The 24052-nt window shown below is 70.2% G+C and carries 27 protein-coding genes and 1 pseudogene; 12 read left to right on the top strand and 16 right to left on the bottom strand.

Annotation, left to right across the window (positions count from 1 at the left end):
• Positions 1 to 147: 147 nt before the first annotated feature.
• From ABZT18_RS02425 to ABZT18_RS02440, 4 genes and pseudogenes are all read right to left on the bottom strand, one after another.
• A pseudogene (locus tag ABZT18_RS02425) lies at positions 148 to 822 on the bottom strand (CDP-alcohol phosphatidyltransferase family protein); the annotation flags it as partial.
• Between the two features lie 89 nt (positions 823 to 911).
• Positions 912 to 1721, bottom strand: a complete 810-nt coding sequence (locus ABZT18_RS02430) for a helix-turn-helix transcriptional regulator (protein ID WP_354992501.1) — start codon at positions 1719 to 1721, stop codon at positions 912 to 914.
• Between the two features lie 276 nt (positions 1722 to 1997).
• A complete protein-coding gene (locus ABZT18_RS02435; protein WP_354991989.1) occupies positions 1998 to 2423 on the bottom strand; it encodes a hypothetical protein in 426 nt (141 codons plus the stop codon).
• Positions 2420 to 2746 (bottom strand): hypothetical protein, encoded by a 327-nt coding sequence (locus ABZT18_RS02440; protein WP_354991990.1) that lies wholly within the window; start codon positions 2744 to 2746, stop codon positions 2420 to 2422. The genes ABZT18_RS02435 and ABZT18_RS02440 overlap by 4 nt, the downstream gene beginning before the upstream one ends.
• Positions 2747 to 2912: 166 nt before the next feature.
• Between ABZT18_RS02440 and ABZT18_RS02445 the strand changes: the two genes are divergently transcribed.
• From ABZT18_RS02445 to ABZT18_RS02460, 4 genes are read left to right on the top strand one after another with little or no spacing between them, the layout of a single operon-like run.
• Positions 2913 to 3842, top strand: coding sequence for a hypothetical protein (locus ABZT18_RS02445; RefSeq protein WP_354991991.1), 930 nt, complete (start codon positions 2913 to 2915; stop codon positions 3840 to 3842).
• Positions 3839 to 4285 (top strand): ABA4-like family protein, encoded by a 447-nt coding sequence (locus tag ABZT18_RS02450; protein WP_354991992.1) that lies wholly within the window; start codon positions 3839 to 3841, stop codon positions 4283 to 4285. Before ABZT18_RS02445 ends, ABZT18_RS02450 begins: the two co-directional genes overlap by 4 nt.
• Positions 4286 to 4289: 4 nt before the next feature.
• Positions 4290 to 5534 carry a histidine kinase gene (locus ABZT18_RS02455; protein ID WP_354991993.1) on the top strand — a complete coding sequence of 415 codons (1245 nt, stop codon included), beginning with the start codon at positions 4290 to 4292 and terminating at the stop codon, positions 5532 to 5534.
• Positions 5531 to 6157, top strand: a complete 627-nt coding sequence (locus ABZT18_RS02460) for a response regulator transcription factor (protein ID WP_354991994.1) — start codon at positions 5531 to 5533, stop codon at positions 6155 to 6157. The genes ABZT18_RS02455 and ABZT18_RS02460 overlap by 4 nt, the downstream gene beginning before the upstream one ends.
• 3 nt (positions 6158 to 6160) lie before the next feature.
• Here ABZT18_RS02460 and ABZT18_RS02465 read toward each other — a convergent pair whose 3' ends face one another.
• Entirely contained in the window at positions 6161 to 6877 is a 717-nt protein-coding gene (locus tag ABZT18_RS02465) for a YoaK family protein (RefSeq protein WP_354991995.1), read from the bottom strand.
• Positions 6878 to 6949: 72 nt separating this feature from the next.
• On the opposite strand from ABZT18_RS02465, the gene ABZT18_RS02470 reads away from it, so the two are divergent.
• Positions 6950 to 7630 carry a GntR family transcriptional regulator gene (locus tag ABZT18_RS02470; protein WP_354991996.1) on the top strand — a complete coding sequence of 227 codons (681 nt, stop codon included), beginning with the start codon at positions 6950 to 6952 and terminating at the stop codon, positions 7628 to 7630.
• Here the strand turns inward: ABZT18_RS02470 and ABZT18_RS02475 are convergent.
• From ABZT18_RS02475 to nhaA, 8 genes are all read right to left on the bottom strand, one after another.
• Positions 7627 to 9417 (bottom strand): gamma-glutamyltransferase family protein, encoded by a 1791-nt coding sequence (locus ABZT18_RS02475; protein WP_354991997.1) that lies wholly within the window; start codon positions 9415 to 9417, stop codon positions 7627 to 7629. The two genes, ABZT18_RS02470 and ABZT18_RS02475, sit on opposite strands and share 4 nt — an antisense overlap.
• Positions 9414 to 10415, bottom strand: coding sequence for an oligopeptide/dipeptide ABC transporter ATP-binding protein (locus ABZT18_RS02480; RefSeq protein ID WP_355250217.1), 1002 nt, complete (start codon positions 10413 to 10415; stop codon positions 9414 to 9416). The genes ABZT18_RS02475 and ABZT18_RS02480 overlap by 4 nt, the downstream gene beginning before the upstream one ends.
• Positions 10412 to 11428 (bottom strand): ABC transporter ATP-binding protein, encoded by a 1017-nt coding sequence (locus ABZT18_RS02485; protein ID WP_354991999.1) that lies wholly within the window; start codon positions 11426 to 11428, stop codon positions 10412 to 10414. The genes ABZT18_RS02480 and ABZT18_RS02485 overlap by 4 nt, the downstream gene beginning before the upstream one ends.
• Entirely contained in the window at positions 11425 to 12312 is an 888-nt protein-coding gene (locus ABZT18_RS02490; RefSeq protein WP_355250220.1) for an ABC transporter permease, read from the bottom strand. Before ABZT18_RS02490 ends, ABZT18_RS02485 begins: the two co-directional genes overlap by 4 nt.
• The gene (locus ABZT18_RS02495) at positions 12309 to 13265 is read right to left on the bottom strand and encodes an ABC transporter permease (protein WP_354992001.1); all 957 of its coding nucleotides are present in this window, start codon (positions 13263 to 13265) and stop codon (positions 12309 to 12311) included. Before ABZT18_RS02495 ends, ABZT18_RS02490 begins: the two co-directional genes overlap by 4 nt.
• Positions 13266 to 13271: 6 nt before the next feature.
• Entirely contained in the window at positions 13272 to 14948 is a 1677-nt protein-coding gene (locus ABZT18_RS02500; RefSeq protein WP_355250223.1) for an ABC transporter substrate-binding protein, read from the bottom strand.
• Between the two features lie 126 nt (positions 14949 to 15074).
• Positions 15075 to 16262, bottom strand: coding sequence for an MFS transporter (locus ABZT18_RS02505; protein ID WP_355250226.1), 1188 nt, complete (start codon positions 16260 to 16262; stop codon positions 15075 to 15077).
• Between the two features lie 227 nt (positions 16263 to 16489).
• Positions 16490 to 18424, bottom strand: coding sequence for a Na+/H+ antiporter NhaA (gene nhaA / locus ABZT18_RS02510; RefSeq protein WP_355250229.1), 1935 nt, complete (start codon positions 18422 to 18424; stop codon positions 16490 to 16492).
• 180 nt (positions 18425 to 18604) lie between these two features.
• On the opposite strand from nhaA, the gene ABZT18_RS02515 reads away from it, so the two are divergent.
• From ABZT18_RS02515 to ABZT18_RS02530, 4 genes are read left to right on the top strand one after another with little or no spacing between them, the layout of a single operon-like run.
• Positions 18605 to 19003, top strand: coding sequence for a YbaB/EbfC family DNA-binding protein (locus tag ABZT18_RS02515; protein WP_355250232.1), 399 nt, complete (start codon positions 18605 to 18607; stop codon positions 19001 to 19003).
• Entirely contained in the window at positions 18990 to 19310 is a 321-nt protein-coding gene (locus ABZT18_RS02520; RefSeq protein WP_355250235.1) for a type VII secretion target, read from the top strand. The genes ABZT18_RS02515 and ABZT18_RS02520 overlap by 14 nt, the downstream gene beginning before the upstream one ends.
• The gene (locus ABZT18_RS02525; RefSeq protein ID WP_355250238.1) at positions 19307 to 20467 is read left to right on the top strand and encodes a WXG100 family type VII secretion target; all 1161 of its coding nucleotides are present in this window, start codon (positions 19307 to 19309) and stop codon (positions 20465 to 20467) included. The genes ABZT18_RS02520 and ABZT18_RS02525 overlap by 4 nt, the downstream gene beginning before the upstream one ends.
• 4 nt (positions 20468 to 20471) lie before the next feature.
• On the top strand, positions 20472 to 20666 hold the full coding sequence (locus ABZT18_RS02530) for a DUF4926 domain-containing protein (RefSeq protein WP_355250241.1): 195 nt from the start codon (positions 20472 to 20474) through the stop codon (positions 20664 to 20666).
• A 69-nt stretch (positions 20667 to 20735) separates the two neighbouring features.
• Here the strand turns inward: ABZT18_RS02530 and ABZT18_RS02535 are convergent, their stop codons facing one another.
• Positions 20736 to 20987: a hypothetical protein gene (locus ABZT18_RS02535; RefSeq protein WP_355250244.1), complete on the bottom strand. Its 252-nt coding sequence runs from the start codon at positions 20985 to 20987 to the stop codon at positions 20736 to 20738.
• Complete coding sequence (locus tag ABZT18_RS02540) at positions 20984 to 21286, bottom strand: DivIVA domain-containing protein (protein WP_355250247.1); 303 nt, start codon at positions 21284 to 21286, stop codon at positions 20984 to 20986. Before ABZT18_RS02540 ends, ABZT18_RS02535 begins: the two co-directional genes overlap by 4 nt.
• Before the next feature lie 386 nt (positions 21287 to 21672).
• On the opposite strand from ABZT18_RS02540, the gene ABZT18_RS02545 reads away from it, so the two are divergent.
• From ABZT18_RS02545 to ABZT18_RS02555, 3 genes are read left to right on the top strand one after another with little or no spacing between them, the layout of a single operon-like run.
• Complete coding sequence (locus ABZT18_RS02545; protein ID WP_355250250.1) at positions 21673 to 21903, top strand: helix-turn-helix domain-containing protein; 231 nt, start codon at positions 21673 to 21675, stop codon at positions 21901 to 21903.
• Complete coding sequence (locus tag ABZT18_RS02550) at positions 21876 to 22481, top strand: DUF5753 domain-containing protein (protein WP_355250253.1); 606 nt, start codon at positions 21876 to 21878, stop codon at positions 22479 to 22481. The genes ABZT18_RS02545 and ABZT18_RS02550 overlap by 28 nt, the downstream gene beginning before the upstream one ends.
• A complete protein-coding gene (locus ABZT18_RS02555; protein ID WP_354992012.1) occupies positions 22474 to 22677 on the top strand; it encodes a DUF397 domain-containing protein in 204 nt (67 codons plus the stop codon). The genes ABZT18_RS02550 and ABZT18_RS02555 overlap by 8 nt, the downstream gene beginning before the upstream one ends.
• Positions 22678 to 22790: 113 nt before the next feature.
• Here the strand turns inward: ABZT18_RS02555 and ABZT18_RS02560 are convergent, their stop codons facing one another.
• Positions 22791 to 24050: a protein kinase gene (locus ABZT18_RS02560; protein ID WP_355250256.1), complete on the bottom strand. Its 1260-nt coding sequence runs from the start codon at positions 24048 to 24050 to the stop codon at positions 22791 to 22793.
• Positions 24051 to 24052: the final 2 nt, after the last annotated feature.

Consider the following 24052-nt stretch of genomic DNA (forward strand, 5'->3'; position numbering starts at 1 on the left):
CCCATCCGTCTTTCCTGCGCCCAGCCCGCCCAGCGGAGAGTCGGCGCACTGGGTGCTGTGGCTCGCCTGACCGCTCGGATGGACCAACGCACCCCTCATGCCCGGGGTGTCCGCGACGATGGAGGCGCGGCGGAGGTGACGGGTCACCCACAGCCAGGTGACGTCACGCCCGAACGACTCGATCAGCAACGCCAGGGACACCATCAGCACGACCGTCGTCAGCGGCCCGGGCAGCGCATCGCCCATCGCCACGGTCAGCAACACGCCCTGGATCGCCGCGACGACCTTACGCCAGTAGCGCGGCGGCAGAGATCCTCGCATCCACCCCAACACCCAGCTCGCGGCGACGAAGACGTACCGCATCGCGCCGATCGCGAGCACCCAGCCGCCCACCGAGGGTGCCACGTGGAGGCAGAGCACCAGAACCAGGAAAGAGTCGATCTCCATGTCGAAGCGCGCGCCAAGCTCGCTGGTGGTCCCGGTGCGTCGGGCCGTGTACCCGTCCACCGCGTCGAGGGCCAGCGCCACGGCGGTGAGGGTGACCATCAACGCGGCCGGCGCCGGCCGGGCGAACGACTCCGCTGCCAGGGCCGTCACACCGCCGACGAGGATCGCGCGGCTCAGGGTCACCTGGTCCGCTGGACTCAGACCACGCGCACCCGACCGGGACATCCCCCGGCTGAGCAGGACGCAGAGGACCAGCCCGTACGCCAGCCCCGCCAACCACCCCACCGTGCCCAGACCGACCGTTCCCGCGAGCACCGCCAGCACGACGATCTGCACGATAAGTCCGATGACCGGACCAGTTCGAACCGTTGACATCGTGCCTCCGTGGTTCTGGTTTGTGACCCTGACCGGCAACACGGAAAATATGACCGATCGGTTCATTCCGAAACGCGAGCCAGCAGAGTTCAGCCCGGTCCGGCTGTCTCCTTGGCGAGGGTGTGGAGCGCCGCGGTGGTCACCGGGCCCGCGGGAAAGAAGGCCTCGACGGCCAGCCCGGAGACGGTGACGTCCAGCGGAGTGCCGAAGAGGGTGGTGGTGCTGAAGAAGGACAGCTCCTGGTCTCCGTGGCGGTACCGGAGCGGGACGACGACACGCGAAACGGCGTCGCTGATCGGCGCCGCGACGTCGGTGCCGCTGGGATAGCCGCGAAGCTCGTCATGCAGTGCGGAAAGCGCCGGGTCGTTGGTCGTCGCGGCCTGGTGGCGCAGTCGGTTGAGCAGGTGGGCGCGCCACTCGGGCAGGTTGAGGATTCGCGGGGCCATGCCGCCGGGGTGCAGGCTGAGCCGCAGTACGTTGACCGGTGGGGCCAGTAGGTGAGCCTCGACACCGGCGGTGAACAGCGCGAGGGCGGCGTTGGCCTCGACGAGGTGCCAGTGCTCGTCGATGAGCACTGCGGGGTACGGGTTGTGCCCATCGAGGATCTGCCGGACGGCGGCACGTACGGGAGCCAACTCCGGGTCGTTCAGCTCGTGGCGGGGATAGGCGGGGGCGTAGCCGCCCGCCAGCAGCATCGTGTTGCGCTCAGCCAGGGGCATGTCAAGCTGCTCCGCCAGCCGCAGAATCAACTCCGGGCTCGGCCGAGATCGCCCGGTCTCCACGAAGCTCAGATGCCGGGCCGACACGCCCGCCTCGATCGACAGGTCGAGTTGACTCATGCCGCGAGTTCGGCGCCAGTCGCGCAGCAGCTCCCCGACCGGTCGCCCCGGCATGGTCATGGTCGTCACGCCCCGACCCTAATGACCGCGCCGGGGGCAGAGCCATTACCTGCGACGTAATCGACAGCGCGCGCGACTGGCCGGCCGAACTCAGTCGAGCTGATCGCTCGTAGGCGTCGCCTGCGAGGCAGAGCCGGGGCACAAGTTCCGCCGGTCAGGCGAGCACCGACGGTCGGCAACGAGCGTTATGACACCGAGGTATCAATATGACTCAGAGTCATAACGCTCGAACGACACCGCGCCCGGTTCGGGCGGCGGCCCGCGGTCGTCGGGAGATCAGGTCGCGTCGGGCAGCCACGGCGTGAGGACGGCGGGGTCGGCGACGTACTGCTCCACCCGCGTACGCTCCTGCGCGGTCAGGGACAGTGCCCGGAGGCGGGCGCCCCACTCGGACACCCGCTCCACCTTCTCCAACGCGACCGACAGCTCGATCAGCGCGGCGAGCGCCATCGCCTGCTCGACCACCGGAGCGTCCTCCTCGCGGCGGCGCATCCCCGAGTCGAGCGCCCGGTAGGCCGCCCGGTCGTCGGTCTTGAACTCGCGCAGGATCCGCGCGTTGTCGAGCACCCGCGCGAGGCCCTGCAACTCCGTCGACCCGCCGTACTCCAGCTTCTCCGGTTCGTCCCGTCGGATGAAGGTGATGGTGTTGCCCGACGGGTCGACGATGCTGAACCGCGACGCCCCGGCACGGTAGCGGGTCATCCGGGCAGACCCTTGACCAGCACCTTGCCGTACGTGCGGCGCATCGCCTCGGTGAACGCCGCGTGGTAGGGCGCGACCGCGTCGACCATCACCAGGCAGCCACCGGACGTCTCCTTCGCCGGGTCCAGGCCCTTCGGTGCGGGGCCGTAGTGCAGCTGGAACCCACTCCATCTGAAGGCCAGATACACGTACGGCTTGTGTTGCTCGTAGGTCACCTCGAACCCGAGGGACCGCCAGAACGCCAGGGTCTCCGCCGGCGCCGGGCAGGGCAGCAGTGGCACCGTGGTCTCGTTCGGCTGGACACGGTCCTCATTGGTCGTCATGGTCACTCCCGGTCCCTTCGGCAGGTCGGCCATTGTGCCAGCACCGGCGACGCGTTCCGACGGATTTCGTCTCCTACCCAGGGAGGAGACGCGCTCCGACTGCCGGTCGCGACCAGGGCTCGCGGTCGGAGGCGACCGGCGGACACGGTCGCGAGCATCTACAGACATGGCAATCGATCTGCGCCGGGCGGCACACTGGCACCGCCCACTCATGCTCCTCGTCGCCGCGATGGCGGCGCTCGCCGTCGTCTGCGCGGTCGGCATCGTCGTCGACTCGCGGGTCCTCACCGGATCGCCGATCTGGCTCAAGCCGTTCAAGTTCGCGGTGTCCTTCGTGCTGTATGGCCTTACCCTCGCCTGGATGCTCTCGCTGCTGCCACGACGGAGCCGGGTCGCCGAGTGGGCGGCCACGGTCATCGTCGCCGTGTCGGTGATCGAGCTGGTGGTGATCGTCTGGCAGGTCATCCGGGGCACGACCAGCCACTACAACGGCACGACGCCTCTCAACGCCGCTCTGTTCTCGGCGATGGGCGCGGCGATCATGGTGCTGTTCGTCGCGCACCTCGTCATCGGGATCGTGGTGTTGATCCGGCGGATTCCCGACCGGGTCGCCGCCAGCGCTGTCGGATGGGGCATCGGCCTGTCCCTGCTGGGCATGCTGGCGGCGGTGCCGATGGTGCTGCCCATGCAGGAGCCGGGGATCGAGGGAATCAGCGGGGCGCACAGTGTCGGCGTCCTCGACGGCGGGCCCGGGTTGCCGCTGGTTGGCTGGAGCACCACCGGTGGGGACCTGCGGATCGGGCACTTCGTGGGCCTGCACGCCCTACAGGCCCTGCCGATCCTGGCGATCCTGCTGACCCGGTTCATCGGCACCCGACTGGACGAGCACACCCGCGCCCGGCTCGTGGTCGTCGCGGGTGGCGCGTACGGCGTCCTCACGCTGCTGTTGACCTGGCAGGCCCTGCGTGGGCAGCCGCTGCTACGCCCGGACGCCCTCACGCTGGCCGCGGTCGCGGCCCTGGTGGTCGCGACCGCGACCGCCACCGCGGCGGTGCTGGCTCGCCGGACCCGGCCGGAACTGGCGCTGGCCGCATGACCGCGACGCTGTTCACCCTGACGTTCGCGGTGGCCGCGCCGTTCTGGGCGCTGATGATCCTGCTGCCGCGCTGGTCGTGGACCGCTCGGATCATCTCTTCGCCGCTGATCGTGCTGCCGGTCGTGGTGATCTACGGGCTGCTGGTGATCCCGGCGTTCGGCGACGTGCTGCCGGCCGTGACGTCACCGACTCTGGAGGGGGTGCGCGACCTGCTCGGCACCTCCGACGGCGCGGCGGCGGGCTGGGCGCACATGATCGCGTTCGATCTGTTCGTCGGCCGGTGGGCGTGGCTGGACAGCCGGGAACGGGGGGTGCCGGCGCTGGTCATGGCTCCGGTGCTGGTGCTGACCATCCTGCTCGGACCACTCGGCCTGGCCGCCTACCTGGCCGTGCGGCCCCGGTGGCGGGGCGCTCGTGCCGCCGAGCCGCAGCACCTAGGCTGACCCGGTGGGGTGGCCGGGACGGTTGTTCGACGCGCGGGACACGCTCGTGCGGACGCTTCTGCTCGACCTCAGCGGGGTGGGCTACCTGGTCTTCGGCACCCAGGCCGGTCGCGAGCCGACGGTGACACAGTGGATTCTCGCGGTGGTCGCGTTCGCGGTCGCCCTGGTGTTGCACCGCCGGCCGGTGGTCAACCTGGTGGCGCAGGCGGCACTGCTGGCGGTCGCGATCTGCCTGGTCGACGACATCATGATCAACCAGGTCGGCGCGAGCTGGGCGCTGCTCGAGGTCACCATGCGGGCACGTCGCGGCCACACCATCTGGCTGGCCGCCGCGCTGCTGGTCGTGGTCGATCTGACCGACTCGATCGGCGACCCGGCCGGCCGGGTCGCCTCCGGCGTCGTCGGGCTGGCCCTGGAGGTCGGCGTTCCCGTGCTGCTCGGGCTGGTCATCCGCACCAACCGGGAGCTCGGTCTGCAGGCCGTGGAGCGGGCGGCGGCGGAGCAGCGCCGACGTGAGTCGGAGAGCCGGGCGGCGCGCGCCGACGAACGCAGCGCCATCGCCCGCGAGCTGCACGACGTCATCGCGCACCACGTGGCGTCGATGGTGCTGCGGGTCGGCGTGGCCCGGCACGTGCTCACCGACCTGGAACCCCGGGTGGGCGAGGTGTTCGACGACGTGCACGGCACGGGCACCTCGGCCCTGGCGGAGCTGCGCCGGCTGGTCGCGGTGCTGCGCGACCCCGATGGGGTACGCGGCGACGCGGCCCTGACCGCGATCGAGCCGTCCGCGTTGCCGGCGGCGATCGGTGCGGCGGTCGACCGGGCCCGTCAGGCCGGTATCACCGTGGAGGCCGACCTCGACCCGGCGATCGGCTCGCTCGACGCGGTGCGCGGTCTGGCGGTGCTGCGCCTGACCCAGGAGGCACTCACCAACGTGGCCAAACACGCGGGAACGTCCGCGCTGGCGCACCTCGTGGTCGCCGTCCGCGACGGGGCCGTGCACTGGGAGGTCGCCGACAACGGCCGCGCCGGGGTGCCGGCGGGCACGCCGGCCGGTGGCGGTCACGGCATCATCGGAATGCGCGAACGCGTCGAGGTCCTCGGCGGCCGGCTGGAGGCGGGCCCGACCGGCACCGGGTGGCGGGTACGAACCGTGCTCCCGACCGTGGTTTCCGTCGGGACGCCGGTCGTGTCGGTGCCCCGCGAGCGCGAGGCCCCGGCCGGGTCACCCACGCCGGAGCCGGCGTGATCCGGGTGCTGCTGGTCGACGACCAGCACCTCATCCGGGCGGGGCTGCGCATGCTCTGTGAAGCCCAGCCCGACATCGAGGTCGTCGGGGAGGCCGACAACGGCCGCGAGGCGATCCCGCTCGCCGCGCGGCTCCTCCCCGACGTCGTCGTCATGGATCTGCGGATGCCCGGGGTCGACGGGATCACCGCGACCAGCCGGATCCTCGCCGAACGTCCCGCCACCCGCATCCTGGTGCTGACGACGTTCGGCGACGACGACCACCTCTATCCCGCCCTGACCGCCGGGGCCTGCGGGTTCCTGCTCAAGGACGCGCCCCCGACCGAGCTGCTGGACGGCATTCGCCGGGCCGCCGTCGGTGACAGCCCGTTCAGCCCGGAGGTGCTGCGACGCCTCGTGCAGCGCGCGGTGCACGCCCGCCCCGAGACGCCACGGCCGGCGCAGGGCCTGACCGCCCGGGAACGGGACGTGCTGAACCTCGTCGCCGAGGGCCTCTCCAACACCGAGATCGGCGACCGGCTCCACATCGGTGTCACCACGGTCAAGACCCACATCACCAGCCTGATGACCAAGACCGACAGCCCCAACCGGGTACGCCTGGCCCTGTTCGCTCGCGGTGTCTGAAGGTCAGGCCCTCATCCGCGCGGACACGACGATGACGAGCACCAGCGGCACGATCAGCAGCGCCGGGGCGACGACCGGTAGGTGCAGGGCGACCAGGGCGCCGACCGCGGCGCCGACCATGAGGGCCAGCAACACCTGAGCCTTGGGGCGCAGCGTGCTCCACGGGCTGCGTCCGGCGACGCCGGCGATCAGGCTCGTGAGCGTGCCGGTCAGGTACGTGGAGGACAGGCCGGACACGCCGAATCGTTGGATCGCACTGCTCTGCACGCCCAGCGCCACCGCGGACAGCATCAGCAGCGCGAGGTGGACGTGCGCGTCGGGGGCGCCGAGTGTGACCTCCCAGACGACGAGGAACACGACGAACACCGCCAGCTCCAGGACCAGCGCCCAGGTGACCCGCCGTGGCCAGACCGGATCGTCCGGCTGTGCCGAGCCGACGACGCGGGCACCCGCGAGGACGCCGACGATGAAGCTGATGATGGCGCAGCCCGACGTGAGGGCCAGCTCGGCGTCACCTCTGCCCGCCGAGAGTCCGAGCAGGACCATGTTGCCGGTCATGACGCTGGCGAAGGCGCCGCCGAGGGAGAGGAACCCGATGGCGTCGGCGCTCCCGGTCAGGAAGGTGAGCACGACGACGAGCGCCTGCCGTCGCCGTAGGAGGTGCTGGTCCTCCTGAGCCGCGACGCGGGGGTGGATGACGTGGGGCACTGTGCTCGACACTGTCGGCTACCCTCCAGAGATTGTTCTTCGTATACACTTTGTCCGGATACACGTTCACGGAGAGGCGACCAGGTGGCGGAAGACCTGCGGGACAAGCTCGGCGCGCAACACCTGCCGCTACGCGATCAGGTCCTCGCCGCACTACGGACCGCCATCATCGACGGCGACTACCTTCCCGGAGAACGGCTGACCGAGGACCGGCTGGCAGAGGACTTCGGCGTCTCCCGCAACCCCGTCCGGGAGGCTCTGCGCGTCGCCGAGGCGGAAGGCTTCGTCGTGGTCCTCCCCCGCCGGGGCGCGGTCGTCGCCTCACCGAGCAGCGGCACCATCACCGACATGTTCGCCGTCCGCGAGCGGCTGGAGACGCTGGCCGCCCGGCTGGCCGCCGAGCGGGCGACCGCAACGGACGTGGCGGCCCTGCGTGCCCTGCTCGACCAGGGCCGCGAGGCGACGCAGCGGCAGGACCTGGCCCGGGTCGCCGAACTGAACAGCACACTGCACCTGCGCATTCTCCAGATCAGCGGAAACCCCTGGCTGTCGTCGATCGCCAAGTCGCTCTACCTCCATGTCCAGTGGGTCTTCCGGCTCGGGGCGGCGCAACGCGCACCACACTCGTGGGCCGAGCACATCCAGCTCGTCGACGCCATTGAGTCAGGTGACGGTGACCGCGCCGAGCAGGCCGCGCTCGCCCACCTCGACGCGGCATCCGCCGCCGCGTACGAGAACGCCGAGGGCGGATACGGCGCCCGCTAACGGCCGCACGCGTAGCCCTGCATCCCTCGGGGGTTCGCACCGGCGGAGAGCACGCCCGTGCCCGGGTCGCGGGTCACGGCGCAGAGCCGCCCGAGGCTCCATCCGTCGGTGACCCGCACCTCGTGCCCGTACGCCCGCAGTGCCGCCAGCACGCCCTCGTCGAGCCGGTCCTCCACGACCAGGACGCCGGGCTCCATGTCGCGTGGGTAGAACGACCCCGGCAGGCTGACCGTGTGCCACGCGGGCGCGTCGATGGCCTCCTGCAGGGACTGGCCGCCGACGAGATGCCGCAGCAGGAACGGCAGCTGCCACTGGTCCTGCTGGTCGCCGCCGGGGGTGCCGCACGCCAGCACCGGCTCCCCGTCGCGGTGCACCATCGTCGGGCTCAACGTCGTACGCGGTCGACGACCCGGAGCCAACGACGAGGCGAGACCCTCCTCCAGCCAGAACATCTGCAGCCTGCTGCCCAGCGGAAAGCCGAGTTCCGGAATGGTGGGAGAACTCTGCAACCAGCCACCACTCGGGGTCGCCGAGATCATGTTGCCCCAGCGGTCGACGACGTCCACGTGACAGGTGTCGCCACGGGTCACCCCGTCGGCCTGCACCGTCGGCTCCCCCGTCGTGGGATCCGTAGGGTCGGCACGCCGCCCGGCACCGGGCCGGACGTGGGCCGGCAGGCGCGGCTGTGCCCCGTCGGGACGCCCCGGCCGCAACTCCGCCGACGCGCGATCGCCGATCAGGGCGGCGCGCTCCCGCGCGTACTCCCGGGAGAGCAGCGCCTTGGCGGGCACATCGGCGTCGTCGCCGTACCAGGCCTCCCGGTCGGCGAAGGCGAGCTTGAGCGCCTCGACCTGAGCGTGGATGCCGGTCGCCGTCCCCGGGTCGTACGCGCCGGGGTCGTCGAGCGCGTCGAGGACGGACAGCGCCTCCAGCAGCACCGGCCCCTGGCCCCAGAAACCGGTCTTGGCCACCGAGTAGCCGTGCCAGTCGAGGGTGGCGGGCGCCTCCCAGGTCGCCGAGTACGCGGCCAGGTCGTCGCCGGTGACGAGCCCGGCATTGGGTCGACCACTGGAGTCCTGGAACGGCTGCCTGCTGAACCGATCGATCGCCTCGGCGACGAAACCCGTACTCCAGGCTCGGCGCGCGGCCTCGATCTGCGCCTCCCGGTCGGCGCCGGCCGCCTGCCCCGCCTCGACCAGCCTGCGCAGGGTGCCCGCGTACGCCGGGTTGGCGAACATCTCGCCTGCGGCCGGCGGACGGCCGCCGCGCAGCCAGAGCTGGGCGGAGGTGGGCCAGTGTTCCTCGAACAACGACCGCACGGCTGCCACGGTGTCACCGACCCGGCCGATCAGTGGGTGGCCGGCACCGGCATAGCCGATCGCCGGCTCCAGCACCTCGGCGAGGGTGAGCGTGCCGTGCTCGCGCAGCAGCAGGAGCCAGGCGTCCACGGCGCCGGGCACGGCGGCCGCGAGCGGTCCGGCTCCCGGGATGAGGTCCATCCCGAGCGACCGGAAATGGGCGATGGTGGCACCGGCCGGGGCGGGCCCCTGCCCGCACAGCACCTTCGGCCTCGGGTCCTGTGCGGTGGCCACGATGGCCGGCACCTCGCCACCCGGCCCGTTCAGGTGCGGTTCGACCACGTGCAGGACGAACCCAGCGGTGACCGCGGCATCGAAGGCGTTGCCCCCGCGTTCGAGGATGCCCATCGCCGCCTGGCTGGCGAGCCAGTGCGTCGAGGACACCATGCCGAAGGTGCCCTGCAGCGTCGGTCGGGTGGTGAACGTCATGACGAAACCTCACTCGGATCTGCGGTGCGAACGTCGGGACCGGTGCCGTCGGGCTGGACCAGGTGGCACGCGGCCATGCCGTCGCCGATCGCCGTCTGCGCCGGCACCTCCGTCGCGCATCTGTCGAACGCGAGCGGGCACCGGGTACGGAACCGGCAGCCGGACGGCGGATCAAACGCCGACGGCAGGTCGTCGCCGAGCAGCACCGGCTGACGCTGCCGTTGGCGCACCGGATCGGCCACCGGCGCGGCGGACAGCAGTGCCTGCGTGTACGGGTGGGCGGGCCGGGCGAAGATCCGCTCGCGGGTGCCCTTCTCGACGAGTTGGCCCAGGTACATGACGGCGATGTCGTCGGCCAGATACTCGACGGCGGACAGGTCATGGGTGATGAAGAGGCAGGCGAACCCGATGTCGCGTTGCAGGTCGGCGAGGAGGTTGAGCACCGACGCCTGGACGGACACGTCGAGTGCGCTGGTGGGTTCGTCCGCGATGAGCAGCATGGGTTCGGAGATCAGTGCCCGGGCGATGCTGACCCGTTGGCGTTGCCCACCGGACAGCTCGTGGGGGTAGCGACGCGCCACCTCGGCGCGCAGGCCCACCCGCTCCAGTTGCGGAGCGACGCGGACGTCCCGGTCGCGCCGGGAGATCCGTGTGCCGGCCAGCCGCAGCGGCTCGGCCACGATCTCGCCCACCAGCATGCGTGGGTCCAGTGACGCGGCCGGGTCCTGGAACACGATCGACACCGCGCCACGGTGTGGGCGCAGCCGCCGTCGGGACAGATGGGTGACGTCCGTCCCGGCGATCCGGACCGTCCCGGCGGTCGGCTCGACGAGCCGCACCACGCATCGGCCCACGGTCGACTTGCCGGAACCGCTCTCTCCCACCAGGGCCGTGACCCGGCCTCTCGGGATGGTGAGGGACACCCCGTCCACGGCGCGGACCGGGCCGAAGTGCATGACCAGGTCCTCGATCTCCAGGGCGTTCGGCTGCGGCGTCATCGGTTCGCCTCCTGGGGTGCCATGGAGCAGGGGTGCCAGCAGGCCGCGAGGTGGTCCGTGCCACCGACCCCCTTCAGGGGCGGTGCGGCGTCGCGGCACTGCGCGTCGGCGGCCGGGCAGCGGTCCGCGAAGGTGCACGCGTCGGGTTGGATCGACAGGACGGGCACCAGCCCGGGGATCTCCGTCAACCGATCCGTGCCGGCGTGCCGGCCCGGCTGCGGTGATGCCGACAGGAGCCCGGCCGTGTAACGGTGCTGCGGGTACGCGAACAGGTCGAGGACCGGTGCCCGCTCGACCACCCGCCCCGCGTACATGACGACGACGCGGTCCGCGATGTCGGCGATCACGCCGAGATCATGGGTGATGATGAGGACGCTCGTGCCGAGCCGGTCCCGCAGGTCCCGCAGCACCTGGAGGATGCCGGCCTGGACGGTGACGTCCAGCGCCGTGGTGGGCTCGTCGGCCACCAGCACCTTCGGGCCACACGCCACCGCCATCGCGATCATCACGCGCTGGCGCATCCCGCCGGAGAGCTGGTGCGGGTAGGTGTCGACCCGAAGGGCTGCGGACGGGATCCCGACGAGCGTCAGCAGCTCGACGGCGCGAGCCCGCGCCGCCCGTCGGGACATCCGCTCGTGGACCTGGAGCACCTCCCCGATCTGACGCCCGACGGTGAGCACCGGGTTCAAGGACGTCATCGGCTCCTGGAAGATGTAGGCGATCTCCTGGCCGCGTACGCGACGCAGCGCCGACTCGCGGGCGCCGACCAGCTCGGTGCCGTTGAGGCGTACGGAGCCGGTGATCCGGGCGCTGCCGGGCAGCAGGCCGGCGATGCTCATCGCGGTGACGCTCTTTCCGCACCCCGACTCGCCCACCATCCCGACGATCTCCCCGGGTGCGAGATCCAGACTGACACCGTCGACCGCCGAGACGGTGCCGGTCTCGGTCGGAAACGACACCGAGAGATCGCGTATCTCCAGGACGGGCGCGGTGGCCCGTTCGACCGTGGTCATCGGCGGTCGCCCTTCGGGTCGAGGGCGTCGCGCAGGGCATCGCCGAAGACGTTGAACGCCAGCGCGAGACCCATGATCACGACACCGGGGAGGACCGCGGCCCATGGTGCTCGGGCGGCGAACTGCTGGGCGGTGGCCAGCATCGTGCCCAGGCTGGGTGCCGGGGGTTGGATGCCGAGGCCGAGGAACGACAGCACCGCCTCGCCGAGGATCGCGGCCGGGATCGCGACCGTGGCCTGCACCAGGATCACCGACGTCGCGTTCGGCAGGATGTGCCGGGCCAGCACCCACAGGTCACTCGCCCCGTCCACGACGGCTGCCGCGACGAAGTCCAGCGACTTGAGGCGCAGCGTGTCCGAGCGGACGACCCGGATCACCCCGGGGATCTGGGCGATGCCGATGGCCACGGCGGCGTTGCCGAGGCTGGCACCCCGGATGGCCGCCAGCCCCACCGCCATGATCAGGAACGGAAATGCGAGCAGCAGGTCGGTGAAGCGCGAGATCACCGCGTCCCAGGCCCGGAAGTAACCGGCCGCGAGCCCGAGCGGCACCCCGATGATCAGGGAGGTGGCCACCGCCAGGAGCCCCACCTGCAGCGACGCCCGCGCACCGAGCATGATGCGGGACAGGACATCCCGACCGAGGTCGTCGGTGCCGAGCACGTGCCCGGGGGTGCCGGGAGGTGCGAACGTACGGGCGAAGTCGGTCTGGTCGACGGAGTAGGGCGCGATCCACGGCGAGAGCAGCGCGATGACAGCCGCGAGCGCGAGCACGACGAAGCTCACGACAGCGAGCGGGTTGCGACGCAACCGCCGCAGCACGCGCGTACGCCGGGTGATGCTGGCGCCGCCGGTCTCCGCCATCGGTACGGTGAGGACGGTCATGCCGGATCTCCCGTCACCCGAATCCGTGGGTCGATCACCGAGTAGAGCAGATCCACGAGAAGGTTGATCACGATGTAGGCCGCCGCGGTGAGCAGGACGACGGCCTGGATCACCGGGTAGTCCCGTTGGAACACCGCGTCGATGGTCATCTTGCCGAAGCCCGGCAGCCCGAAGATCTGCTCGGTGACGACCGCGCCGGAGATCAGGCCGCCGAGTTGAAGACCCACGACGGTCACCACCACGATGAGGCTGTTCCGCAGGGCGTGCTGGGTGATGACGGCTCGCGGCCGGAGGCCCTTCGCCTTCGCCGTCCGTACGTAGTCGGAGGAGAGTGAGTCCAGCATCGCCGACCGGGTCTGCCGCATGATGATGGCGGCGAGGCCGGTCCCGAGGATCACGGCCGGCAGGACGATGTGGTGCAGGTTGTCCACGGGATCTTCCAGGAACGGCACGAACCCGGAGGCGGGGAACAGCCCGGTGGCCACGGACAGGTAGAGGATCGCGAGCAGCCCGAGCCAGAAGTGCGGCACGGACAGGCCGATCAGGGCCAGGCCGTTGGCGAGCCACTCCGCCGGGCGCCCGCGGCGTACGGCCGCGAGCACCCCGGCGCCGACGCCGAGCGCCGTGGCGATGAGGATCGCCAGGACGGACAGCTCGACGGTGACCGGCAGGGCGGTCGTGAGCATCGACGAGACCGGCGTGCCGGTGCGGATCGACACCCCGAAGTCGCCCTGCGCCATGCGCTCCAGGTACTGCGCGAACTGCACTGGCAGCGGCTGGTCCAGCCCGTAGTGCCGACGGATGGCCTCCAGGGCCTCCGGCGACCGGTCCTCCCCGGCCAGCGCGAGGGCCGGGTCACCGGGGAGCGCCCGCACACCGACGAAGACCACGATCGTCGACAACAGCAGGGTCAGCGCCGACTGCCAGGCGCGGGTGAGGAGATATCGGGCCACGGCGACCTACTTGGTGAAGCCGGCGAAGGCCGCGCGGATCACGCCGTCCGGGAACACCTGCAGGCCCTGGATCTGCTTGCTGACGGCGGTGAGGTTCCGCTGCCGGTAGAGGTAGATCAGCGCGTCGTCCTGCTGCAGCAGGGTGACGGCCTGCCCGTACAGCTTCTTGCGCTCCTCGATGTCGCCGGACTGGCGGGCCTGGGTCAGCAGTGCGTCGAGCTGGGGGTTGCTGTAGCCGGAGACGTTCTGGCTCGCGCCGGTGCCGACGAAGTTCGTGATGTTGGCGTCCGGGTCGATCCGACCGCTCCAGCCGAGCTGCAACAGCTCGAAGTTGCCACGGTCCTGCTCGTCGAGGAGCGACGAGTACTCCACCGGGTTGATCTTCAGGTCGAACCCGCCGTCCTTGACCATGGACTGCAACGCCTGCGCGAGGCGCAGCGTGTCGGGTGTGTTCGAGGCGAGCATCGTCACCGTGTACGGCGTCTGCACGCCCGCCTCGGTGAGCAGTTGCTTGGCCTTGGCGGGGTCGTGCGCCGGGCAGGTCTGCGCTTCCGGTGACGAGAACGTGCTCGCGGGCGAGATGGGTGAGCACGCGGCGGCGTGGATGCCGTTGAAGACGGCGTCGACGAGCGCCTTCCGGTCGATGGCGTGCTCGAAGGCCTGCCGCACCTTGGCGTTCTGCGCGAGGGGGCGGTTGATGGGCTTGGGTGCGGTGCCGACACCGTCGACGTTGCCGATGTTGATGGTGAGGCCCTGGTAGCCGAGGGACTGCGACTGGAGGACGGAGACGGAGGACTCCTGCCGCAGGGAGGCGACGTCCTGGGTGGAGATGCTGTCGGCGACCTGGGCGTCGCCGGAGCGCAGGTTGGCGGCGCGGATGCTCGCGTCGCTGAGGATGCGCCACGAGATGGCGTCGAGGTGGACCTTGTCAGCCTCGTAGTAGTTCGGGTCCTTCACGACTTCGATCGAGTTTTGCGGCACTCGTTTGGCGAACTTGAAGGGGCCGACGCAGACCGGCGCCGAGGCGAAGTCGTCGCCCAGGCTCTGCAACGCCTTGGCGCTCATGACCATGCCGGCCCGGTCGGCGAGGGCGCCGAGCAGGGGCGCGAACGGCTGCTTCAACCGGAGGACGACGGTCTGCGCGTCAGGGGTGTCGACGCCGTCGATGGGACCGAGTTCGCTCTTGCGCGCCGACCGGGCGTTGGTGAGGTGGCGCTGCAGGGTGGCCTTCACCGCGGCGGAGTCGAACGGCGTCCCGTCCGCGAAGCGCACGCCCTGACGCAGCGCAATCGTCACCGTCCGGCCGTCGCTGCTCGTGGTGGGCAGGGCGGTCGCGAGCTGCGGTACGACCTGCGCCTGCTCGTTGACGTCGTAGAGCTTCTGGCACATCGCCTGGAAGACATAGCGGGAGTAGAGGCTTCTCGACAGCGTCGGATCCAGCGCGTCGGGTTCTGCGGAGAGGGCGATGACCAGCTTGCCGCCCTGCTTGACGGCGGCGGGGTCCGCCGGCGTACCGAAGGAATCCTGGCCGGCCGACGGGTTGTCGCCGGACTGGTCGCCGCTCCCGCTGTTCGAGACCGGTGAGCAGGCAACAACCGTGCAGACGACAGCGGCCGCCGCCACCGCGGCCCGGAGCACACGGCGGCGGGGCAGGCTCGTTTCGCTGACGGAGAGGTTCGTCATGGAGAGCTCCTCGAGTGGACGATTCGGGGAGCGTATGTTGTATACGATGACCGCCGCAAGACCTCCACGCATGACTCTCGGGCACCCCGCGCGTGCCTGAGCACCATGGACAAACCCAGCCCGCGATCAGCCGACGGGCCGGGCCCGGCCGCCCCGGAAAAGGCTGACCAGGACGACCAGAGCGAGCACCGCCACCACGGCGCTGAAGACCTCACCAGCGGGACGCAGACCGATCGTCTGGATCAGCAGGCCGACCCCGACCGCGGGCACGCCGAGCATGGCGAACAGGATGGCGAAGAAGGTCGACACCACCTCGGCCTGCTGCTTGGGCGCGGTCTTCATCGTGATCGTCGCGATGCCGTCGCCAACCGCCACCCCGGACGCGACCCCGATGATCGCCGCGCTGATGACCAGTGTCGCCAGCACGGCCATCCACATGCTGAAGGCGAGCAGGCCGGCCCCCACGATCAGGCCGACGCAGGCGCTGGCCAGCGCGGCGCGCGAGGACAGGACGCGGGTCAGCAGCTGACCGAACGCGGCACCGGTGAAGGCCACGAAGACCACCAGCGCGGCCAGGGTGTGCGACGTCTCGTGCAGGACCATGCCGAGGAACAGGCCGCTCACCGACGTGAGCACCCCGAGCGCGGCGAAGCCCGCACCGCCGGTGATCGCGGAGCGGACGAAGGGGCCGCGAATGTTCGCCGGCACGCGCAACCGCTGGATTCGCAGGGTCACCGGCGAGCGTTCCCTGACCGTCTCCGGTACGCCGCGCAACGCGATGATCGCGATCACCGCCAGGATCAGCACGATGGCCCAGGGCAGCCGGAGCGGGCCGGGCGCCACGTCCGACACGATCCCGGCCAGCAGGGTGCCGGTGGCGAGACCACCCAGGTTCGCGAAGATCGACACGGTGGCGGCGCGTTTCGGATGCCGCGGGCTGATCAGCTCTGCCAGCGCCGCCGTCGCCGCTCCGATGATCAGTGCGGCGGAGAGACCGGCGAGGATCCGACCCACGATGATCATCGCAAGGTCCACGGCGGCCAGGAACACGGCGTCGGCGGCGACGGAGAGGAGCAGTGCGGCGAGGATGACCGGACGCCGGCCGATCTGGTCGGAGAGCCGACCGAAGACCAGCAGCCCGACGACCACGCCCAGCGCGTACAACGCGTAGACCACGGTCACGGTCAACGACGAGAAGCCGAACTCCAGCTCGTAGAGCGGGTAGAGCGGGGTCGGCACGGTGGTGCCCACGAGCGTGATCCAGAACGCGAACGCGACCCGCACCGCGCCGGAGGTGGAACTGGACCGTGCCATTGCGCCGTCTGCGTGGCTGGCGTTGGACATGATCAGTCCCCTCGGGCTCGGACCCTGCTGCGGGCCATCGCCGCCCGCACCCTCCCGTCGCGGCTCCTGTCCCCGCGTACAGCATGGGTCTTGACCTTGGCGGGGGTGCGGCAACGGCCCTTAAACGCCCACATCAGGTGGCGCGGCCCCGCCCCGCCGCGACCACGTGGCCGGCTGCGGAGAACGCGCCCTCGCGGTCAGCTCGCCGGTCCGCCCTCGCGGCGCCCGGGTTCCCGACGGTGGTACTCGGGGCGAAGCTTCGCGCTCGCGAATGCCGCCTTCACCGCTGCCGAGAGCGCGGTGATGTCGTACGCGCCGTGGTGGCGCCGGCCGTTGATGAAGAAGGTCGGGGTGCCGGTGACGCCACTGAGGTCGGCGGAGTCGACGTCCTCGGCGATCCGGTCGACGCCCATCCGCTCGACCATGTGCTCCCGGAACCGGTCCAGGTCCAGGCCGAGCTGTTCGGCGTAACCGAGCACATCAGCGGGATTGAGTGCGTCCTGGTGGGTGAGAAGCAGGTCGTGCATCTCCCAGAACGCGCCCTGCTCGCTCGCCGCCTCCGCAGCCTCGGCGGCGAGCTGGGCCTGCGGGTGGACATCGGTGAGCGGCAGGTGCCGCCAGACGTACCGGACGTTCGCGAAGTCGGCCAACAGCTTCCGAACCGCCGGCTCGGCCTGCCCGCAGTAGGGACACTCGAAGTCCCCGTACTCCACGACCGTCACCGGCGCCTCGCTCGGCCCGCGCAGGTGGTCGCGCTCCGGATCGACCGGAAGCATCAGGTCGACGATCCCCTCGGCCACGCCCAGCAGCGCCCGCGCACGCCGCGCCGGCGGGAGCCGCGCAGCGGAGCGGAACACCAGCCAGGTGATGACGGACGCACCAACCGTCGCGACGAGGATGCCGAGCTTCGCCTCATCCAGGGCCGAACCGCTCAGGGCATGGGTGGCGATGAGCAGGGCGACGGTGAACCCGATGCCGGAGACCGTGCCCACCCCGGCGACGGCGACCCAGCCGACCGGCGGCCGGAACCGGTTGCCGCTCAGCCGCGCGACCAGCCACGAGGTGGCAACGATCCCGGCCGGCTTGCCGATAACGTACGCCGCCACGACGCCAAGCGTGACCGGGGAGGTCACGGCCCTGGCCAGGAGCTCGCCGTCGATCACGATCCCGACGTTCGCCAGCGCGAAGAGCGGCACCACCACGTAGCTCGCCAACGGATGGTAGAGGGTCTGCAACCGCTCGTTGGGCGACAACGCCGAGGTGAGCCCGGCCTGGGCCATACGGGCGAGCTGCGGGGTGGGCTGTTCCCGGAAGAGCCGGAACTGGTCGCTCGCCCGCTGCAGTTCGTTGCGGCCGGGGGCGTAGGCGTAGGTCAGCAACCCCATCACCAGGCCCACCAGGACCGGGTCGACACCGGACTCCGAAACCGCGACCCAGGCCGCCACCCCCAGCAGCGCAAAGACCGGCCCGAACCGCACGCCCCACGCCCGGACGAGCAGGACGACGCCGAAGATTCCCGCCGCGACGAACAGCGCCGTCGACGAGGGATGTTCCGGGTAGGCGATCGCCAGCACCGCGATCGCGACCAGGTCGTCGATGACGGAGACCGTCAGCAGGAAACCCCGCAACCGATCCGAGAAGCGTGGTCCGAAAACGGCCAGCGCGCCGAGCGCGAGCGCGGTGTCCGTGGCCATCACCGCTCCCCAGCCCGCGGCGGTGGGGTGCCCGGCGTTGATCGCGAGATAGATCCCGATCGGCAGGAGCATGCCGCCGAGCCCGGCCAGCATCGGCAACGCCAGGCGCCGTCGTTCCCGCAGCTCACCGATGTCGAATTCGCGGCGCAACTCCAGCCCGGCGACCAGAAAGAAGAACGTCATGAGGCCGCTGTTGATCCAGAACCGCAGGTCGTGTGACACGCGCCAGTCGCCGAACTGGACGGAGAAGGGCGTGCTCCAGAGCGACTCGTACGACGACAGGTGCAGGTTGGCCCACAGGAGCGCCACCACCGCAGCGACCAGCACCACCCGTGCGCCGCCGGTCTCGGTACGCAGGAACGAGCGCAGCGGAGCGTTGACCCGGCCCTCCCAGGCGGTCCGGGCGGACCATCCCCGGCGTGGGTTGCTGCTCGTCACGGGGACAATCCTCCCCGACCTGATCGCCACCGGGTTCGGATTCGCGCACACGGCGACCGGGGGTGCCCCATCCCTCCTGGTCGGCGCAGCAATCAGGGCATGCACACAGCGCCACCGGTTGGTAGCGTACCGGTGATCTCGCCGGCCACCGCCGGCAGTGGTCCCCTGGGGAGGGTCGGCATGTGGGCGGACGACGCTGTGCTCGACGCGGCGGGACGCCGGCTCGACGAGTGGGAGTCGTCGCTCGCCGAACGCGCGGAGCGGGCGAAGACGCTGGCGGCGAGGGTGCAGGCTCTGACCGGCACCGCCCGCAGCCCCGACCGGACGGTCGAGGTCACCGTCGACTCAGCCGGCCTGCTGATCGACCTGTGGCTCGACGAGCGCGTCCGGCGCCATCCGGCCGCGAGCACCGCCCGGCAGATCCTGGCGACCACCCGGGCTGCCCACGCCAACCTGCTGACGCAGCTCAGCGAGGTGACCACGGAGTCCCTCGGTGACGACGCGAGCGCCCAGGCCATCATCGACTCGTACCGCAGCCGCCTGATCCGCGACCAGGGGCCAAGCGATGCCCGCCGGTGACGGCATCCAGGTCGACCCGGCCGACCTGACCACCCACGCCGGGCGCCTCGACCGCTGCGCCGGCAACCTCGACACCGCCCAGCAGGCAGGCCAGCACGTCCGGTTGGGCGTCGACGCCTACGGTCAGCTCTGCGCGATGATGCCGACACTCCTCGACGACCTGCAACGGACCCTGGTCGACGGCATCGGCACGGCCGCCGGATCGGTGCGCGACACCGCCGGGAAACTGCGAACCGGCGCAGACCGCTACCGAGCCTCCGACGCCCACGCCAAGCAGCTGCTCGACGGGGTGCGGCAGCGCCGGTGACCTCCAACCCGCTCGTCGCCACCGCAGCGGACACTCCGCCCAGCGCCTGGGCGGGCGTGTGGATCTGCGAGGACATCGAGCTCATCGCTCAGGGCGTACGCAACGGCAGCTGGATCGACGGCAGCCTCGGCGTCGTCAGCGCCGGCCTGGACGCCCTCGCCCTCGTCTCCGACCCGGTCAGCGCCCTGCTCCAGTACGGCATCGCCTGGCTCATCGAACACGTCAAGCCACTCAGCGAGGCCCTCGACTGGCTCGCCGGCGACCCGGCGCAGATCACCGCACACGCACAGACCTGGCGCAATGTGGCCGGGTCACTACGCGAGGAAGCCGCCACGCTGGCGCGCGCCGTCCGCACCGACGTCGCCAACTGGGGCGGCAGTGCCGGCCCCGCCTACCGGACCTGGGCCGCCGAACAGCAACAGGCCATCACCGGCCTCGCCCAGGGCGCCGACGCCATGGCCGCGATCACCGAAGGCGCCGCCGGTCTGGTCGCCGCCGTCCGGCTCCTTGTCCGCGACGCCATCGCCACCTGCGTCTCCCGCCTCATCGTGTACGCGGGCGAACTCCTCGTCACCGGCGGACTGGCCGCACCGCTGGTCGTGGAACAGGTGATGACGACGGTCGCGTCATGGGGGGCACGGATCGCGCGGCTGCTGCGCGGACTGCTGGCCAGCCTGCGACGGCTGATCCCGGAGATCCGCCGGCTCGGGGACCTCATCGAGAAGCTCAAGCAGGCACTCGGCCGGCTCCAGAAGCAGTCACCCGCCCCGCAGAGGCCCGACGGTCCCGAGCCGACAAAGATTCCGGGTGATCCCGGCCGACCGGACTTCACCAAGGCCGACATCGACCCACGTAAGATCACTGCTTACGCCATGAACCCGGACCACCCTGTCGGCAAAAACAAGTATCGCGTCATCAACTCCACCACTGGCCTCGGCCCGGACGACTCCGACGTGATCCTGCAGCAGATCCGCGAAGGCGTACTCGCCGGAAAGCCTTTGCCAGGCAAGGCGGACGAGTTCGGCCAGCGGTGGTCCGTGGACCTTCCCCTGACCGGGCCTGGTGGCACGATCATCGTCCGCACAGCCTGGATAATGGAGAACGGGACATTTGCACCTCGGATGGTGACCATCTCGTTCCCGCCCAAGGAAGGATGACATGTTGGAGCTGTACGACGTAGTTGAGCTCCGAGAAGCCATTCCGGGGGAACAACTGCCCGCCGGGGCAGTGGGAACCGTCGTTCACATCTTCCGTGGCCCGCCGACCGCGTACGAGGTCGAGTTCACCGATGCCGATGGCCGTACCGTCGCCATGGCCACGCTCCGGGCCGACCAGATAATTCACCGAGACGGGTAATTGATCGGTGTATGCCTTCCTGGCGCAGATCGCTAAGTCGATCATGCCCACCGGTCTGGAGGTGTCTGGTCAGCGGCGTAGGCGGCGGGTGCAGTCGCCGTCGTGACCGTCGCGGAGGAGGCAGCGCCGGCCGCCAAGCAGCCGCAGGTCGCAGAAGACCCGGTGACGGAGGAACTGCTGGTCCTCTTCGGAGACGGTGATCTCCCCCGGATCAGCCATCGGCAGCACCGCCATCCAGCGACCGATGACCCGGGCCAAGCGCTGCGCGGCGGGCAGGTCAGCGGCGACGACGGGCAGGTGGATGACGTACCGCTCGCTCATCGCACCTGACCCCGCTCGTTGCAGGCGGGGGCGTGGTTGGTCTGCCAACGGCGCAGCGCGTCCTTGATCCGGGCGGTCTCGCGGCGACTCTCGGCGAGAGCGGCGTAGACGGCGGCCATGTCGACGGCGACCCGGTCGAGGAAGGCGTACACCTCGGCGGCGTTCAGACCGCGACGCCCGAGCCCGGTCGGCGAGAAGCGGCGCTCGCGGACCTGCCATGGCAGGAGGCTGGTGTACGCGGCGGAGCGGTAGGTAGCGCCACCGCCGACTGAGGTTGGTCGTTGGTTAGGAGCGTTCATGTCCGTCCGCCTTCCAGGTCGTGGGTAGGGCGGGCCTGTTCGCTCATTGCGTGCGGGCAGACCCACCCCGCCCTGACGCCGCAGCATTCAGCGGTACGACGCCAGGGCTGCTGTGTTCGGGGAAGCACGGCGGCCGTTCGGGGGGACCGGCCGGCCGCCGTCCTGTTATCAGCCTGACAGTCCGTAGTGGAGACGCAACGTTCCAGACCGCATTTTCGCCTTTGTGCATTGACTTTCTTTGTTGAAACCCGTAGGAGTTGCAAGAGTAGGTCACGCAGTGTTGCGGGACGGAACCAGGGAATGTGCCGATGCCCGAAGACATCGGATCGACCGTGCCGCGCCGGCAACTCGGCCGGCTGCTGTGACAGTTCCGCAACGAAGCCGGGGTGACGCTCGACGCCGCCGCCGAGGCCCTCGAATACAGCCGGCAGAAGATCTGGTGCCTCGAATGCGGCCAGGGCTCGGTCCGGGTGCTCGACGTCAAGGCGATGTGCGAGTTGTACGGGGTGTCGCCGGAGATGACCGAGGCGTTGCGCGGGTTGGCCGCGGAGACGAAGTCGAGGGCTGGTGGCACGCGTACGGCGACGCGGTGCCGAAGTGGTTCGAGCTGTACGTGAGCCTGGAAGCCGCCGCTTCCCGCCTCCGTCGCTACGACGAATCGCTCATCCCTGGGATCCTTCAGACCAAGGAGCACGCCCACGCGTTCTACCGCCTTGGCGGGATCCTCAGCGAGGAGGAACGCGAGCGGGCGGTCCAGGTCCGACTTCAACGGCAGGCGTTGCTCTTTCGTCGGTTGCCGAGTGCCCCCAGGCTTGAGTCCGTGCTGTCTGAGGCGGTGCTCACACGTAGCGTCGACGGACCGGCGGTCATGACCGCGCAGCTCGATCGCCCAACCAAGGTGGCTGAGCTGCCGAATGTCAGCGTCAGAGTGCTACCGCTGGCGGTCGGTCCACAGCCCGGCGCGGTTGCGGGGTCTTTCGTGATCCTCGATTTCCCGGCGACCAAGGGTGGCCGGGCCGCGCCGGAACCATCAGTGGTCTACAGCGAATCGTTGACCGGGGCGCTGTACCTCGACAAGCCCGACGAGTTGGCCGCTTACGAGCGCGTCTGGAGAGGGCTGGATGCGCTGTCCCTCGGCGAGGCAGACTTGACTGACATGATCAAGAATATCGCTGGGGAGATGCGACATGACTGACCTGAGCGGCGCCGTCTGGCGCAAGAGCATCCGTAGCGGCGACAACGGCGGCGACTGCGTTGAGGTCGCCACCAACCTTCCTGGCGTCGTCGCCGTTCGCGACTCCAAGGATCCCTCGGGTCCGCGCCTACGGTTCAGCGGTCCCGGGTGGTCTGCGTTTCTCGGCTCGCTGAGGAACAAGACGCAGCACGGCTGAATCGGCCGGCCTCGACGCAGCTCGGCATGCACCGCTGACCGGGCAGCGCATGCCGATGAACCTGGAACGACGCGGCGTTGCGCAGGATGCTGGGGCGCTGCGAAATGTGAGAGCTAACGAATGGTGGTCGGCTCTGTCGCATCTTCGGATTCGCCCAACTCAAGCTGGCAGACCATCGCCTGCTGTCGGCACTCATCGGCGAGATCGTGCTCGGTCTCCGACTCATCCAGGTCTCGGGCCAACGTCGCGAAGGCCTGACGCGCCTGCCGAAAGTCACCTGCGAGCATGTAGAGGTTCGCGAGTTCCACCCGTAGCGCGATGATCTCGTCGTCTTCCGGCCCTGAGCGGAGCGCCCGCTCCAATACCTCGGCCGCCTGCACGAAACGCTCATTCTCGGCGAGTTCCCTTGCCTGGGCTCGCAACTCCACCAGCTCATGCCGGGGCCTCTGCAACGGCATCAAGGCGGACGCAGAGGACGGTGCAGCGCGGGAGGACTTGTTGTCCGTTCGGGTGGCCGCTATCCCAGGGGTATCGCCGCCGTCGAGGAACGGCGTAAGGATCTGGCCAACCTCGCCAGCCGACGCTGGCCTCTCCGCTGGATCTTTGGCCAGGAGGCAGTAGAGGAGATGCGCCAGGTCGTCGGGCACATCCGATCGATACTCGGTGATGATGGGTATCGGCGAATCGATGTGCAGGCGCAGCATGGCCGGGGCATTCGCCGCCTCATAGGGAGGGTTCCCGGCGAGCATTTCAAACAGAACGCAGCCCAGGGCGTACAAATCGGTAGCTGGCCCTACCGGGCCACCCTGGGCCTGCTCGGGAGAGATGTACGTGGGGGTGCCGAGCGTGCGGCCGGTGGCGGTGAGTCGCGATGCTTCGGCTGGACCGAGCAACGCGGCAACGCCGAAGTCGAGCACCTTCACCACCCCGGACGGGGTAATCATGAGGTTCTGGGGCTTCAGGTCACGGTGTACGAGGGAGGCGGCGTGGGCGGCGACGAGCACGGAACAGACCTGTGCGGCAATGGAGACCGCCTCACCGACCCGTAGTTGTTCCTGCTCGGCGATGTGGTCGGCGAGGACGATCCCCGGCACGAGTTGCATGACGAGGTAGAGGTCCGCACCGTGTACGCCAAGGTCGTGTACGGCCGGCACGCCGGGATGGTCGAGCCGCGCAGTTGCTCTCGCCTCGCGCCTGAAGCGCTTGCCCGCCGTCTGACGATCACCCTCGGGCACCTCCAGCTGCCGAAGAAATTTGATTGCCACCGGCCGGTCGAGCCGTTCGTCGAAGCCGGCCCAGACCTGACCCATTCCGCCGCGACCGACCGGGTACGTCAACTCGTACCGGTCACCGATCCGTTCCCCCGCCTGCACGT

Source organism: Micromonospora sp. NPDC005291 (assembly GCF_040607415.1).
In the GTDB taxonomy this organism is placed as follows: Bacteria; Actinomycetota; Actinomycetes; order Mycobacteriales; family Micromonosporaceae; genus Micromonospora.